Below are 13,921 nucleotides of genomic sequence, written 5' to 3'. Positions count from 1 at the left end.
TGGTCCGTAATGACGGTTGTTGAAGACTCAAGGATCGACGGAATCATCAATGCTTGGGGAAGCAATGGTCGGCTTTCAGGCAAGCGTCTCCTGAAACCGGACAAAAAGCACCAGCCCCGCACCGGTGACCAGTATCCCCACCACGCCGAGGGCATTGGGCGGGGCCGCGCCGATGATCAGGATCTCCCCGGCCAGGGCAAAGATCACCTCGCTGGACTGGGTGGCGTCCACGGCGGCCAGTTGGCTGCCGGATTTCGATTCGTTCCTCGCAAAGAGAAACAGGCTCGTGGCCATTACGCCTGAGAAAAGGGCCACCAGAGCCGTGTTCACGATCTGCCCGACGGCAGGCGGCGGCGGTGCGGTCACGGCCACCAGCAGGCACCAGAAGGGAACGCTGCCCAGGCACATGAGCAGCACCTTGACAAAGGGGTGTTCCAGTTCCGATCCGCTGATGTCAGGCAGCCGGCTGTGGCCGGTCTTGGCCTCCCACACCAACTGGTTGCCGATGGGGTAGCAGAAAGCGGCGATCAACACGGGCAGGGCGCCGTTGACCAGTTCCGCTGGATCGACCGCCCCCGCCTGGCTGATATTGACCAGAAACACACCGGCAAAGACGATGGTGGAAAATAGCCAGATCCGTCGGGGAAAGCGCCGGCCGAAAGCCGTCAGCACCACCAGCGTGGCAATAATGGTAAACTGCCAGGTGGTGGCAACAATCCAGCCGGGTGCATAATCGGCGCTGAAACAGATCAGGGCATAAAAAGCCCCGAAGCCGATGCCGCCCGCCGCCATCCAGAAACCCGCGTGGTTGAAAAACAGGCCCAGGGTGCGGGCAAAGGCGGCCGTTCCCCGAAACACCACCAACCAGGCCGTCAACAGAAGAATCATGTAGAGATAGCGGAGACTGGCGCTCCACACCCAGTGACCGCCGCCCAGGCTCATCATCCGATTGAGCACAAACGTAGAGCTGAAGAAGAATCCGGACAACAGGCCGATGAGAATTAGTCTCACCATCGTTTACCGCCTGCCGCGGTCATTTCCATATCCACGCCTATCGCCTTCCACGGCGAATACTCTCATACAGGGCGATGCCCGCTGCGGTGGAAAGGTTCAGCGAACGAATCTCGCCATTGATGGGAATCCGGAAGCAGGCTCGGGGATAACGGGAGAGAATCGCTTCAGGGAGCCCCCCGGTTTCAGATCCGAACACCAGAAACATCCGCCTTCGGGCCGGCATCTCCCAGAAAACCCGTTCTCCCCCCTTGGAGAACATCGCCATTTCACCGTCCACGGGATTGAGGGCCTCGCAGAACGCATCGAAACTATCCCAGATGCCGGGAGATACCCGGCTCCAGTAATCCAGGCCGGCCCGCTTCACCTGGCGGCTGTCCAGGGAGAAGCCCAACGGGTGGATCAGGTGCAGCCGGGCACCGGCCCCCAGACAGGTGCGGCCGATGTTTCCGGTGTTCCAATGGATTTCGGGCGCCACCAGCACCACGTGGCGCTCCGGTCCGGTGTCTGAGCATAGGGCAGTATCGCCCATATCGACACTGTTTGATGAACCCACCATTAGCAGTCGTCGTCTTGAAATTCAAATTTGGTTTCAAAGGGCGTCTTGGAGCAGGGTCAGTCCATAAATGTCAGCTTGTGGTTCAGATCAAGGCCGCAGCTATTTTGGTAACCGCAGGCGTAGCAGCGCTACGTCGAGGATTTCCAAATGGCGAGAACGCGGATCTGGGCCGCAAGGTGATATTTAGGGATCGGCACTACTTGATGTAGCCCCACTCCTTCAACCGCTGGTACGCGTACTGGGCCTGTTTTCCCTGCTGGACCTGCTTCAGGTACGCGTTGTATGCCTGAGCCGCCGGCTCGACTTTCTCCATGCCCTCCAGTGACAATCCCTGGAAGAACACCGTATTGGGATTGCCGGGCAGGCGCCGTTCATAAATGGAAAAATCCTCGTGAGCGGCGGCGTATTTTTTGGTGCGGATCTTGGTAATGCCGCTGACATGGTAGGCCTGGGCCTCGTCGGGGTAAACCTGCTTGGCCCGGTCGGCAAATCGCTCCGCCTCACTGTTTTTTTTCTGAACCAGCTGGCATTTGGCCATGAGCAACAGCCCTGCGTAGTCATTGGGCACTTGGTCCAGGGCCTGTTTGAACAGCCCTTCCGCCTGGCTGAACTGCTCTTTGCCCATGGCCGCTTCACCGTCCTGCATCAGCTTGATGGCGCCTTTGATTTTTCTCAGGCCGGCGGTATTGTCCATGTAGCGCTCCCGGTACAGGGGCTGACCGTCGTACTGTCGGTAATCATTGGTGGCCTGATTCACCGAGGTCTGGTAGCGTTCCGAGGACATGGGGTGGGTGGCAAACAGAAGGTCCGTGACACCGGCCTTGTGCTGGTTCATGCCGTTTAGCATCTCCATGAGCCCCACCATGCCCTGGGGGCCGTAGCCGGATCGGGCCATGTATTCCATACCCAGGCTGTCGGCCTGGCGTTCGTTGTCACGGCTGTAGGAGGCCAGCAGGGCTCCGGAGCCCAGCTGCCCCAGTTGCCCGGCAAGGTTCCCCGCACCGGAACCGACGGCCACACTGGTAAGGATGGCCAGGCCGCCCACGGCCATGCTGGTCAGCTGGGCCTTGGACATGATCTCAGCGGTATGCCGGGCATTGACGTGGCCCAGTTCGTGTCCGAGCAGGGCAGCCAGCTCGGCCTCGTTCTCCAGTTCCAGCAGAATGCCCCGGGTGCAGGCGATGCTGCCGCCGGGAAAGGCGTAGGCATTCACGTAATTGGCATTCACGCAGTGAAAATTATAGGGCATATGGCTGCGATGGGTATTGGGGGTCAGCCGCATGCCTGCGGTCTGCACATAGCCTTGCAGGACCCGGTCCTGAACGGTTCCGTAATCGGACGAAAACTGGTGGGGGGACTGCTGCCGGTCAACGGCAATTTCCTGCTTTTCATCCATGATCATGAACTGGGATTTTCCCGTTACGGGATTGGTGGCGCAACCCATTGCCAGCCCCGTGGCCGCCATGGAGGTCATGATGAGAAATTCACGCCGGCTCAGCCCGTTGATCGCCCTTTGGGAAACATGCATTTGCACCTCCTTGGTATTTAGGCCCGCTGCCCACAATGCGGACAATATTTGAACGCACTGTCGAATTCCCTCTTGCAGGCCACACAAACGGTGGAAAGTCCTGACAGCGGAACCTCCCGGGCCGGCGCCCGGCTGCCATCCACCGGCCGCTGGCAGCCGTCGCACCATAAAAACGGCGCACCCTGTTTCACCCGGATCAGGGGGATGAAAAACAGGCTCAGGTAATGATCCACCCGCGTGCGATAGGCCTGCGCCAGTCCGCAGACCGGGCATCGCTGGGGGTTATCATCCACCCGTCTGGTTTTGGGTTGAACGCCGGCGATTAAAAACATGCTGTCCCTGAAAAGACACCTGCCCGTAGATGAGCAGGGTTCCCCACGCTTGGCTGTTGCAAGCACTGGTTGTATTGTATAAGAAAAAGGCCCATAGTCAATAAACAAAACGCCCTTCCAGGAGCCTTTCATGATCATCGACTTTCACGTCCATACCTTTCCCGCCCGGATCCGGGAGCACCGGGATCGATTTTTCGGTGCCGAACCTGAATTCAAACTGCTGTACGAATCCTCCAAATCCAAACTGGTGGCCGCGTCGGAGATCATCGACATGATGGACGACCAGGGCGTGGATCTGTCGGTGGTGTTCGGCTTTCCCTGGCGGACACCCGACACCTGCCGGCGCAACAACGACTACGTCATCGAAGCGGCAAACCGCTATCCCCAACGGCTGCGGGGCCTGTGCTGCGTGGACAGCCTGAACCCGGACGCGGTAGAAGAGGTGCAGCGCTGCCTCGACGCCGGCCTGAGCGGTGTGGGCGAACTGGCTTTCTATGGCTGCGGCATCGACGGTGAATGCCAGCTGAGCCTGGACCCCATCATGGCGCTGTGCCGGCAGCGGGATGTGCCCGTGCTGCTCCACACCAACGAAGAGGTGGGCCACCTATACCCGGGCAAAACCCCCAACACCATGATCCAGATCTACGAAACCATGGCCCGCTTCCCGGACAACACCGTCGTTCTGGCCCACTGGGGAGGTGGGCTCTTCTTCTACAACCTGCTAAAAAAAGCGGTCAAGGAAACCCTGAAAAACGTCTATTACGACACTGCCGCCTCCCCGTTTCTCTATGACAACCGGATTTACCGCTATGCCAAGGATCTGGTGGGGATGGAAAAGGTGCTGCTGGGAACCGACTACCCCCTGCTGAAACCGCAACGCTACATTCAGGAGATGACCGACGCCGGATTGAGCCCGGATGATATGGCGATGGTCTGCGGACAAAACGCTGCGCGGCTGCTGAAAATCGGCAGCCGCGAAAAGAGATCCCAGCGCTGATAGATGCGCCTCGGGAGGATTCCTTCCTATGACGATCCCCCGCGGCAGGTTTGAAGGGACAACTCAATCGCCCTGACCAGTGCCTCTGGGTTGAACGGCTTGGCCAGGAAAGCAGAACCCGCGATCGCGTTGAGCTGGTCTGCGACTTCGTCACGCCCAAGACCGGACATGAAGACAATCGGGATATCGGACATTGACCTGATGCGGTTAGCCACATCAAATCCACTGTTTTCACAGCCTAAAAAACAATCCAGGAGGACCAGATCCGGCAGTTCCGCTTTTAACTTTTCCAAGGCATCCTCCCCTGAACAGGCGGATTCACACAACTGATAGCCCCTCCTGGCCAATTCTCTTTCCACGGACGAAACAAGAATAACTTCATCGTCGACAATCAGAATCTTGGCTTTGGGTGTCATTGCAGCGCTCCTATTCACCAGCAGGTGCTTTGAATCTCATGGGAATGTTTAAACGCAGGACTTGAGGTCGGTGATGTCCGCGCTGAAGATCACGATGCCGCCGATATCACCCGCCTGATCGCGCCAAGGTCCGGCCTCCCAGCGCAGCCACTGCACCGACCCGTCGGCCCGTTCGATCCAGTCGCACCGGATCTGCATCACCTCGCCCGCAAGTGCTCGGCGGTGGACTGTCTTCCAGCTCTGGGGGATTTGCGGAAAAAGGTCATAGTACGAAAGGCCGATCGGGTCGCGATCTTCGAGTCTGTTGTCGCTCAACCACCGTCGGCTGGCGATCAGGCAGCGCATTTCACGATCGAACATGGCCACGGACGCCGGGACATGTTCGACCAAAATACGGTATCTTGCCTCGCTTTGGCTGATGGTCCGCTCCACTTTTTTACTTTCACTGATATCACGAAATACCAGCACCGCTCCCAGAATACGGCCCCGTCGGTCACAGATGGGCGCACCGCTGTCATCGATGGGCACCTGCTCGCCGTCTCTGCGGATCAACACGGTGTGGTTGGCCAGACCCACAATTGTGCCGAGTCGGAGCACCTTCTCCACCGGATCATCGACAACCGCCCGCGTATATTCGTTGACGATGTGAAAGATCTCCTTCAGGGGTCTTCGCGTCGCCTCGGCCAGGGGCCAGCCGGTGAGTGACTCGGCCACGGGATTCATGAAGGTGATGCGGCTCTCGGCGTCGGTGGCGATAACGGCATCACCGATGCTGGTCAGGGTAACCCGCAGCCATTCACGTTGGTCGCGCTGTTGCCGCTCGGCCGCGTGCTTGAAAAGGGCCAACTCGATCTGTGCGGCCAGATCCCGCATCTCGAAAGGCTTCAAAATATAGCCAAACGGCCCGGTAAGCTTGGCGCGGGCCAGTGTGGCGGGATCCGAATGGGCCGTCAGGTAAATCACGGGAATATCGCATTGCGCCTGGATCATCCCGGCGGCTTCGACACCGTCCATTGGACCCTGCAGGTTGATGTCCATCAGCACCAGTTGAGGTTCGAGACGCAGGGCCATTTCGACCGCCGCTTCGCCCTCAGCAGCGATGCCTGCAGGGTCATGGCCGAGCTGCATCAGCTTGCAGGCCAGATTATGGGCAACGATGGCCTCGTCTTCGACGATAAGGATGGTGGTCCGGCTCATGGCTTCGGTCCCGCGAAAGTGATGGTAAAGGCGGTGCCTGCATCCCCGGCGACCGCCACAGTGGCGCGCAGCTGCCGGGCCAGCATCTGAACCAGGCGCAAGCCCAGGGAAGGCGCCTTCTTCCAGTCAAGCCCCGGCGGCAGACCGTTGCCGTCGTCGCGAACCTCGAGGCGCACCCGACCGCCGGCGTCTTGCCCCAGCGACACGGTAATCTGACCGCTTGGGCGTCCGCTGAAGGCATGTTTGAGCGTGTTGCTGAACAGTTCGTTCAGCATCAGACCGCAGGGCACCGCCAGATGGATCGGCAGAAATACCGGCGCCAGATCCAGGTCGAGCCGGATGCCGGATGCCGCGGCCCCCTGGGCCCGCCACAGATAACCCAGCAGCGTTTCGGTGTAGTCGGCAAACTCCACCCGGGCCAGGTCGCTGGACTGGTAGAGCTTCTCATGCACCATGGCCATGGAGCGCACACGGTAGACCACGTCCTGGAAAACCTCACGCATGGCGGCATCTTCGACCGCATCGGCCTGCAGATCCACCAGGCTGGAGATGACCTGCATGTTGTTTTTAACCCTGTGGTGGATCTCCTTGAGGAGCACCTCCTTCTCGGCCAGGGAGGCCTTGAGGCGCTCCTCGCTGTTGCGCTGCACAATTTCAGCCTGCTTGCGCTCGGTGATGTCCGTGTTGGTGCCACTCACCAGCAGCGGCCTGCCCGCCTCGTCGCGCTCCACGACCCGTCCACGCCCCAGGATCCACAACCAGGATCCATCCTTGGTGCGCATCCGGAATTCGGCGCTGTAGGACAGATCGTCGGAAGATTCCAACCTGGACCGTATCAAGTCCAAGGTCGGCTGGAGATCATCCGGGTGGCACAACTTTTTCCAGCCCTCGAGATTCATGGGGATCACCTGATTCTCGTAACCCAGCATCGCATACCATCGCGGGCTGTAATAGGTCTCCTGGGTAGCCAGATTCCATTCCCAGATGGCATCGGCGGTGGCGGACACGGATAGAGACAGCCTGCGTTCACTTTCCCGCAGCGCCTGCTCGGTTGCTTTCATCGCAGTGACGTCATTGCCGATGGCCAGAATTTCCTGAACATTGCCCTGCCCGTCCAGGATGGCCTTGTTGGCCCAGACAACCCAGACGCTCCGGCCGTCTTTGGTGATGTTCTCATTGTGTGTGTAGCGCTCGGAATGGACAACGATGTCCCTATCCAGTGCGTCCAGGTCGCCGCCGGTGCTCTGTTCACCCTTGGGTACGAGGAGCATCACGTTCCGACCGATCAGCTCCTTTGCCGAATACCCGAAAAAACGCAAGCCGAAATCATTGACAAACCGGATGACGCCCCGGTGGTCGCAGCGTAAAATGATGCTGTTGGCGGTTTCCAGCAGCTCGCGGTACTTTCTCTCGCTGGCGGCCACAGCCTCTGTGGCCCGCTTGCGCGCGGTGATATCTTCGGCGACGAAACCGCACCTTGGGTAGCCTGAATCGCCGGCCGGGACCGGCGTGACCGTTGCGCTAACCCAGGCAGCCCCCCCTGCAAAGCGGGGCTGTTGGTACTCGAACCGGACAGTGCTGTGGTCGGCCTGGCACTGGTGGTAGGCGTCGAGCCAAAGCGCATTGATCTCGTGGTTGGGGTTGAGCTCGGCAAAATCGCGTCCGGGGATTCGGTCGGGGGTGGTGTCGAAGAATGCGGCGACAAGTGTGTTGCCGTGAACGGCAATAACCTTTTCGCCATGGAGTTCGACCATGCCCATCATGAGTGGGGAACTGTCGTAGAAGGCTTGAAGCGTGGCCTGACTCTGGCGCAAGGCCTCCTCGGCCCTCCTGCGCTCGGATATATCTCGGCTGGAACCGGCAACGAAGGCGACCTGCCCGTCTGGTCCCAGTATGGGTGACAAGACATTTTCGAAATAGCCACCGAGGCCAGTGGTGCTTGTGTAATGGGTCACATTGATAACCACTTCCCCGGTTTGGCAAACACGCCTCACGCCGTCCAGCAACAGCCTCTCGACGCTCTCCGGATAATTCAGGTCGCGCATGGTTTTACCGACCGCTTGCCCAGCGGACATATTCCAAAGATCCAGAAGTTTTTTGTTCGCGAAGGTAAAGCGCCCCTCGGGATCGAAGATATAGACATAGTCCTGCACAGAGGAAAGCACCGCGTCCAGCTCCCGGGATCGCTTTTCCAGCAGTTCAGTGGTTCTAAGCAGGTTTCCCTCGATCTTCTTGATGTCGGTGATGTCCGCGCCAGTGGTGATGAAGCGGTTTCCCAGAGGAACGAAGGCAAACCGGAAGTATTTGTCGAGATGGGGAATATAGTCTTCATAGACGTGGGGTACACATTCGGTCATGATTTTGTGTACCACGGGGAGGTGGTGTTCGGTTGCACCCGGGCCGAAAATCTCATCGGCGGTTTTTCCCCTTATTTCGTCAACCGTTTTTTTGCCCCAGCTTTTGAGTGTCGGCGGGTTGACATCCACCAGCCGCCAGGTTCTGATCTGTCCGGATTCGTCGCGGACCACCTGCCAGAAATGCACCTCTTCGGTCATGTTTTCGAACAGGTTGCGGTATTTGGCTTCGCTCTCGCGCAGCGCCGCATCGGCCATATGGCGTTCGGTAATGTCACGAACCATGCCCACCGAGCGGACAATCCGGCCACCGTGGTCCCTTAGATGCTCGCATCGCTCGAGCACATGGCGAACCTCCCCATCGGGCCGGACGACCCGGTGCTCAACCTCATAGCTGTCCCGATTTTCCCGCAAAGAACCCGCATAGGCGTCGTCAACTTTTTGCCGGTCATCGGGGTGCACAGAATTTAAAAAAGCCGCGTATGTCGCATCGAACTGCTGGGGCTGCAGGCCGAATATGCGGTACACTTCATCGGACCAGGTCAGTTGGTTGTTTTGCAGGTCCAGTTCCCAGCCGCCCAGATGGGCGATCTCCTGGGACCGTTTCAGGCGCTCTTCGCTCTGCTTGATGGTGTGGGTCTTTCTGGCGACCTCGCGCTTCAAATACCAGGCGCTCGAGATCCCGATCAACGCCAGGAGCGGCAAAAGGATGAAAAACATGTATTTGGCGATCCTTGCCGGGCTGACGGCGGGCTGCGGCAGGATCGGACCGAACCACTTGTCATACAGTTCATCGTATTTGCCGGTGGTGACGACCAGGGCCAACCCCTCGTTCAGGCGCGCCAGCAGTTCCTTGTCACCCTCCTTGACGGCGATACAAATTTTTTGCTCGAACCCGGAGAGCGGGTCGGTGGCAGGTTTCAAGCTCGATTCATTAAATGAACGCACGCATACCACATTCGAAAGACCTAGTTTTTTGATGAGCTGAAGCCCGACCAGTTGCTGAGCGATCACTGCGTCATGCTTGCCGTCGGAAAGCAGCCTCATCGCTGTTTCGATGCTGTCGGTGGGGATCAGCCGGTCGGTAAGCTTCCTTCTGAGCGCATATTCGTGCGTCATGTCGTCCCGCATGACCAGAACTTCTTTTGCCTTCAGATCGGTCTCGTCCTGAATTGAATTTTCACCCCGGCGAACGAAAATGGTGCCATGCATCCGCAGGTACGGTGCCGTGAAATCAAAGGCCTTGTCACGTTCCGCCGAGTGCGCGACCAGGGGAAGGACGTCGAGTTCACCATTGGCCAGTCCGGTCTTGATTGCATGCCAGGGACCGACCTTGAATGTGATCTCCAAACCGACGGCGCTGACGACAGCCTTTAGAAGATCCACCGAAAATCCATCCGCGCCGCCGTCGTCGCGAACCAACGCAAAGGGCGGATAGTCCAGTTCACTCGCCGAGGAGAGTACCCTGGGGAAGGAATTGGGATGGTCGCCGCTGTCTGCCGCGCAGGCTAACCCCGCAAACAGGAACGGCAAAAAGACCAACAGTCGGGTGAAGATCCAACGGGAAGGCTGACTCAACATGAAACCCCTGCTTTCGGCTAGGCATCCCCTATGTGGTAGTCAGGATAAAGTTTTCTGATGCAATCCGGGCATATACCGTGAGTAAACTCAGCCTCGGAGTGATCCCTGATATAGGTTTCAATTTGATTCCAGTAGCCCTTGTCATCGCGGATTTTTTTGCAGGCGGAGCAGATGGGCAGCATTCCCGACAGCGTTTTGATTTTACCCATCGCCTCTTTTAAATCCGCGATCATCGCATCTTTTTCTGCTTCGGCGCGTCTTCGGTCGCTGATATCACGAAATACCAGGACCACACCGATAATACAGCCGCCCAGGTCACGAATGGGCGCAGCGCTGCTCTCTATGGGCACTTCCCTGCCGCCATGACCGAGAAGCAACGTGTGCACTTTCAAATCCATATTCCTGCCGCTTGCGAGCACATCCTTGAACGGATCGGTCAGGACCTTTCGCGTGAACCCATCCATCACGCCAAAGACCTCCTTCAACTGCTTTCCGGTCGCTTCTTCTAAGGGCCAGCCGATGAGGGAGGCCGCCACCGGGTTGATGAAGGTGATGCAACTGTCTGCATCGGTGGCAATGACGGCATCGCCGATGCTCGACAGGGTCACCCGCAGCAATTCGCGCTGCTGACGCAGCTGTCGCTCGGCCCTGTGCTTGAAAAGGGCCAGTTCGATCTGAATCTTCAGATCGTGTTCATCAAAGGGTTTGAGGATATAGCCGAAAGGTCCGGTAAGCTTGGCGCGGGACAATGTAGCCTGATCGGAATGGGCCGTCAGATAGACCACCGGCACGTCGAGCCGTTCCTGCACCGCCTTGGCCGTTTCGATGCCGTCCAGCGGACCTTTCAACTGGATATCCATCAGAATCAGCTGGGGGTTGCGGGTCCGTGCCATGTCCAGGGCTTCCTGGCCCTGTGAGGCGATTCCCGCGACCGCAAATCCGATGTGCTTCAGTTTGATCTCCAAATCTGCTGCAACGACGGACTCATCCTCGACAATGAGAATATCGGTTTTCACATGCAAAGCGCACCTCTTATCCTGCCGGACGATTGCCTAACATTCGCCGCTGAGGCCAAATTGTTTGTACATACCAATAACAACGCTCGGTCTGCAATCCCGTATTACTATATCGCCGATCGATTCTGGGCCTATGGCCTCACCAGCAGCACCTCATCGTTTTCAAACGCTTTGCGGCGAACATTGGAAAACATCTCCAGCAGTTTGGGCACAGTGAGCTTTTGTTTTTCCGCACCGGTGACGTCAATGATGATTTCACCGGCATCCATCATGAGCAGGCGGGTGCCGTAGGCAATCGCATGGTTCATGTTGTGGGTGATCATCAAGGTGGTCAGACGATGTTCACTGATGAAGCGGGTGGTCAGATCCATCACGATGGCGGCGTTGCGCGGATCCAGGGCCGCCGTGTGCTCGTCCAGCAGCGCGATAGACGGATTGGAGAGTACCATCATCAGCAGGGTCAATGCCTGGCGCTGCCCCCCTGACAGGGTGCTGACGTTCTCCTTCATGCGCGATTCCAGCCCCATCTCCAGTTTCACCAGCTGGCGCTTGAAACGGGCCCGCGTCTTGCGGTTGAGGCTGATCACCGGCCACTTGAAGCCCTTTTTGCAGGTAATCATCATGTTGTCTTCCAACGTCATGTTGGAGGCGGTGCCGGCCAGCGGATCTTGGAAAATCCGACCCATGGTTCCGGCCCGTTTGTACTCCGGATGGCCGGTGACATCCACCCCCTTGATGAAAACACTGCCGGATGTGGGTGACAGGTTGCCTGAAATCAGGTTGAACAAGGTGGTCTTGCCGGCGCCGTTGCTGCCGATGATGGTGACAAATTCACCGGCATCCACCGTCAGGTTCAGGTCCCGGATCACCGTTTTAGCGCTGGGTGTACCCACATGAAAGGTGCAGTTGAGATCCTTGAGGCGAATCATGCGGCGGTTCCCCCTTTTCCGCGAATACGGCGGTAGTTGGTCACGGCCAGGGAGGCGATGATCAGAACGCCGGCGATCAGCTTCAGGTCGTTGGGGGTCATGTTGACATAGTAGCCGTAGAAGCGGCCCAGATACATGATGGCCTTGAACAGGATCGCGCCCAGGATCACGCGCAGGGTAAGCATACCGATGCGGTTGGATTTGATGATAAACTCGCCCAGCATGACCGAAGCCAGACCGGACACGACGATCCCCTGGCCCAGATTAACGTCGGCAAAGCCCTGGTACTGGGCAGCGAAAGCGCCGGACAGCGCCACCAGCCCATTGGAGAGGCCCACGCCGATAACTTTGAGGGTGGCTGGATTGACCCCCTGGACCTTGACCATCTGTTCGTTGTTGCCCAGGGCGCCGAACACCAACCCCATATCCGTGTGAAAGAACAGATCCAGGGCAAACTTGATCGCCAGAACGACCATGGCGAAGAAAATCAGCGCGGCCCAGTCGGGGGCGATAATATGGCGTGTGGCCGCGGTGACCTGCGTGATGATCGTATCCACGCGCAGAAGCGGCAGGTTGGCCCGGTTGTCCAGAATGCGGATATTAACCGAATAGAGCATGGTCATGGTCAGGATGCCGGCCAGAAGGTGGGGCACCTTGAGCCGGTTGTGGATGGCCGCGGTGACGAATCCGGCCAGCACCCCGCCGGCAAAAGCCATCAGCAGCCCCACAAGCGGGTGGACGCCACCGGTGAGGGCCGTGGCCATGATCACCGCGCCCATGGGGAAGCTGCCGTCGACGGTAAGGTCCGGGAAATCGAGGATACGGAAGGTGAAAAACACCCCCAGAGCCATGATGGCGTATATCAACCCTTCGACAAAGATTCCTTCAAGCATGGTGAGTCAGCCTTCGGGTTGGCAGCGGCGAAAAAGGCGGAAAACCGGTATTTCCCGGCCTTCCGCCTTCCTTTGTGTTCAGATGTTCGCGTGTCAGGGTCTGCAACTTACTGTTTGATCAGTTGGCCGTCCTCGACAATGGTGTTGGCCTTGACGATGACATCTTCCGGGAAGCCCAAGCCCAGATCGTCGGCCACATCCAGGTTGATCAGCAGATCCACGTCGGACGCATCGGTCATGAAAATAGTGGGGATGGTTTCAGGCTTTTCGCCCTCGAGAATTCGAATCACCAGGCGGCCGGTGGCCTTGCCCATCTTGTAGTAGTCGAACCCCCAGGCGGCCAACACCGGCGTGGTCTCAGCGCTGCTGGGGTCGGCGGACATGACCGGGATTTTATATTTATTGGCCACGCTGGTCACGGCGGCCAAGGCCGACACCACGGTGTTGTCATTGGAGATGTAGATGCCGTCCACCCGACCCGCGATGGTCTGGACGGCCTGCTTCACCTCGGCGGAGTTGGATACGGTGGTTTCAACGAACTTGATGCCCATCTCCTGGCACACCTGCTTGGCAATGGCGGCCAGGCTTACGGCATTGGCTTCGCTGCTGGCATAGACGTGGCCAAGTGTCTGAATGGGCTTGATGCGGTTGAGCAGTTCAATCTGGGCCTTTACCGGGGTCATGTCGGAGATGCCGGTGACATTCTTCTCACCCTTTTGGGTTGACCCGATCAACCCCGCACCCACCGGATCGGTGACTGCACTGTATACCACCGGACGATCCTTAAGTACATTGACCAGAGCCTGGGCCGTGGGCGTGGCGATGCCGACGGCCAGGGTCACATTTTCGGCTTTGAACTTCTGGGCGATGGAAGCGGCCGTGGACATCTCGCCATTGGCGTTCTGCAGGTCAAATCGGGCATGCGGGTATTTGGCGGAGACCACTTCCTGAATCCCCTTCTCTATAGCATCCAGCGCCGGATGGGAGACAATTTTGGAGATGCCGATGAGAATCTGTTCGGATGCGGCCGCAGAACCCCCGACAACCCACCCAACCAATACCAGTATGACGGCAAGGGCGCACAAACACTTTCTCATGTACCTTTTTC

At 58.3% G+C, this 13,921-nt stretch carries 12 protein-coding genes; 1 reads left to right on the top strand and 11 read right to left on the bottom strand.

The window, feature by feature from the left end; translation table 11 throughout:
• Positions 1 to 75: 75 nt before the first annotated feature.
• The 4 genes from R6V78_RS04765 to R6V78_RS04750 form a co-directional block, all read right to left on the bottom strand.
• Positions 76 to 1,014: a multidrug resistance efflux transporter family protein gene (locus tag R6V78_RS04765; RefSeq protein WP_410288190.1), complete on the bottom strand. Its 939-nt coding sequence runs from the start codon at positions 1,012 to 1,014 to the stop codon at positions 76 to 78.
• 37 nt (positions 1,015 to 1,051) lie between these two features.
• The gene (locus tag R6V78_RS04760) at positions 1,052 to 1,570 is read right to left on the bottom strand and encodes a tRNA (cytidine(34)-2'-O)-methyltransferase (protein ID WP_410288189.1); all 519 of its coding nucleotides are present in this window, start codon (positions 1,568 to 1,570) and stop codon (positions 1,052 to 1,054) included.
• Positions 1,571 to 1,766: 196 nt separating this feature from the next.
• Complete coding sequence (locus tag R6V78_RS04755) at positions 1,767 to 3,098, bottom strand: M48 family metalloprotease (RefSeq protein ID WP_410288188.1); 1,332 nt, start codon at positions 3,096 to 3,098, stop codon at positions 1,767 to 1,769.
• A 17-nt stretch (positions 3,099 to 3,115) separates the two neighbouring features.
• Positions 3,116 to 3,430 (bottom strand): zinc ribbon domain-containing protein, encoded by a 315-nt coding sequence (locus tag R6V78_RS04750; RefSeq protein WP_410288187.1) that lies wholly within the window; start codon positions 3,428 to 3,430, stop codon positions 3,116 to 3,118.
• Between the two features lie 130 nt (positions 3,431 to 3,560).
• Here R6V78_RS04750 and R6V78_RS04745 point away from each other — a divergent pair, with 130 nt between their 5' ends.
• Positions 3,561 to 4,427 (top strand): amidohydrolase family protein, encoded by an 867-nt coding sequence (locus tag R6V78_RS04745; protein WP_410288186.1) that lies wholly within the window; start codon positions 3,561 to 3,563, stop codon positions 4,425 to 4,427.
• Between the two features lie 26 nt (positions 4,428 to 4,453).
• Here the strand turns inward: R6V78_RS04745 and R6V78_RS04740 are convergent, their stop codons facing one another.
• The 7 genes from R6V78_RS04740 to R6V78_RS04710 all read right to left on the bottom strand — a co-directional run bounded on the left by R6V78_RS04740 (position 4,454) and on the right by R6V78_RS04710 (position 13,910).
• Positions 4,454 to 4,843, bottom strand: coding sequence for a response regulator (locus R6V78_RS04740; protein WP_410288185.1), 390 nt, complete (start codon positions 4,841 to 4,843; stop codon positions 4,454 to 4,456).
• Between the two features lie 48 nt (positions 4,844 to 4,891).
• Entirely contained in the window at positions 4,892 to 6,040 is a 1,149-nt protein-coding gene (locus R6V78_RS04735) for a PAS domain-containing protein (RefSeq protein WP_410288184.1), read from the bottom strand.
• Complete coding sequence (locus R6V78_RS04730; protein WP_410288183.1) at positions 6,037 to 9,975, bottom strand: PAS domain S-box protein; 3,939 nt, start codon at positions 9,973 to 9,975, stop codon at positions 6,037 to 6,039. Before R6V78_RS04730 ends, R6V78_RS04735 begins: the two co-directional genes overlap by 4 nt.
• Before the next feature lie 17 nt (positions 9,976 to 9,992).
• The gene (locus R6V78_RS04725; RefSeq protein ID WP_410288182.1) at positions 9,993 to 10,991 is read right to left on the bottom strand and encodes a response regulator; all 999 of its coding nucleotides are present in this window, start codon (positions 10,989 to 10,991) and stop codon (positions 9,993 to 9,995) included.
• Between the two features lie 131 nt (positions 10,992 to 11,122).
• On the bottom strand, positions 11,123 to 11,920 hold the full coding sequence (locus R6V78_RS04720) for an ABC transporter ATP-binding protein (RefSeq protein ID WP_410288181.1): 798 nt from the start codon (positions 11,918 to 11,920) through the stop codon (positions 11,123 to 11,125).
• Positions 11,917 to 12,813, bottom strand: coding sequence for an ABC transporter permease (locus R6V78_RS04715; protein ID WP_410288180.1), 897 nt, complete (start codon positions 12,811 to 12,813; stop codon positions 11,917 to 11,919). The genes R6V78_RS04720 and R6V78_RS04715 overlap by 4 nt, the downstream gene beginning before the upstream one ends.
• 107 nt (positions 12,814 to 12,920) lie before the next feature.
• A complete protein-coding gene (locus R6V78_RS04710) occupies positions 12,921 to 13,910 on the bottom strand; it encodes an ABC transporter substrate-binding protein (RefSeq protein ID WP_410288179.1) in 990 nt (329 codons plus the stop codon).
• Positions 13,911 to 13,921 lie beyond the last annotated feature (11 nt).

Origin of the sequence: Desulfosarcina sp. (genome assembly GCF_046496365.1) — a bacterium.
In the GTDB taxonomy this organism is placed as follows: domain Bacteria; phylum Desulfobacterota; class Desulfobacteria; order Desulfobacterales; family Desulfosarcinaceae; genus Desulfosarcina.
The sequence above is the reverse complement of the archived record's forward strand: the minus strand, read 5'-3'. Positions and strand labels throughout refer to the sequence as shown.

Excerpts from the sequence above, each read along its gene's own strand:
- R6V78_RS04765 (WP_410288190.1), bottom strand. The coding sequence starts at position 1,014 with ATGGTGAGACTAATTCTCATCGGCCTGTTGTCCGGATTCTTCTTCAGC.
- R6V78_RS04760 (WP_410288189.1), bottom strand. The coding sequence starts at position 1,570 with ATGGTGGGTTCATCAAACAGTGTCGATATGGGCGATACTGCCCTATGC.
- R6V78_RS04755 (WP_410288188.1), bottom strand. The coding sequence starts at position 3,098 with ATGCATGTTTCCCAAAGGGCGATCAACGGGCTGAGCCGGCGTGAATTT.
- R6V78_RS04750 (WP_410288187.1), bottom strand. The coding sequence starts at position 3,430 with ATGTTTTTAATCGCCGGCGTTCAACCCAAAACCAGACGGGTGGATGAT.
- R6V78_RS04745 (WP_410288186.1), top strand. The coding sequence starts at position 3,561 with ATGATCATCGACTTTCACGTCCATACCTTTCCCGCCCGGATCCGGGAG.
- R6V78_RS04740 (WP_410288185.1), bottom strand. The coding sequence starts at position 4,843 with ATGACACCCAAAGCCAAGATTCTGATTGTCGACGATGAAGTTATTCTT.
- R6V78_RS04735 (WP_410288184.1), bottom strand. The coding sequence starts at position 6,040 with ATGAGCCGGACCACCATCCTTATCGTCGAAGACGAGGCCATCGTTGCC.
- R6V78_RS04730 (WP_410288183.1), bottom strand. The coding sequence starts at position 9,975 with ATGTTGAGTCAGCCTTCCCGTTGGATCTTCACCCGACTGTTGGTCTTT.
- R6V78_RS04720 (WP_410288181.1), bottom strand. The coding sequence starts at position 11,920 with ATGATTCGCCTCAAGGATCTCAACTGCACCTTTCATGTGGGTACACCC.
- R6V78_RS04715 (WP_410288180.1), bottom strand. The coding sequence starts at position 12,813 with ATGCTTGAAGGAATCTTTGTCGAAGGGTTGATATACGCCATCATGGCT.
- R6V78_RS04710 (WP_410288179.1), bottom strand. The coding sequence starts at position 13,910 with ATGAGAAAGTGTTTGTGCGCCCTTGCCGTCATACTGGTATTGGTTGGG.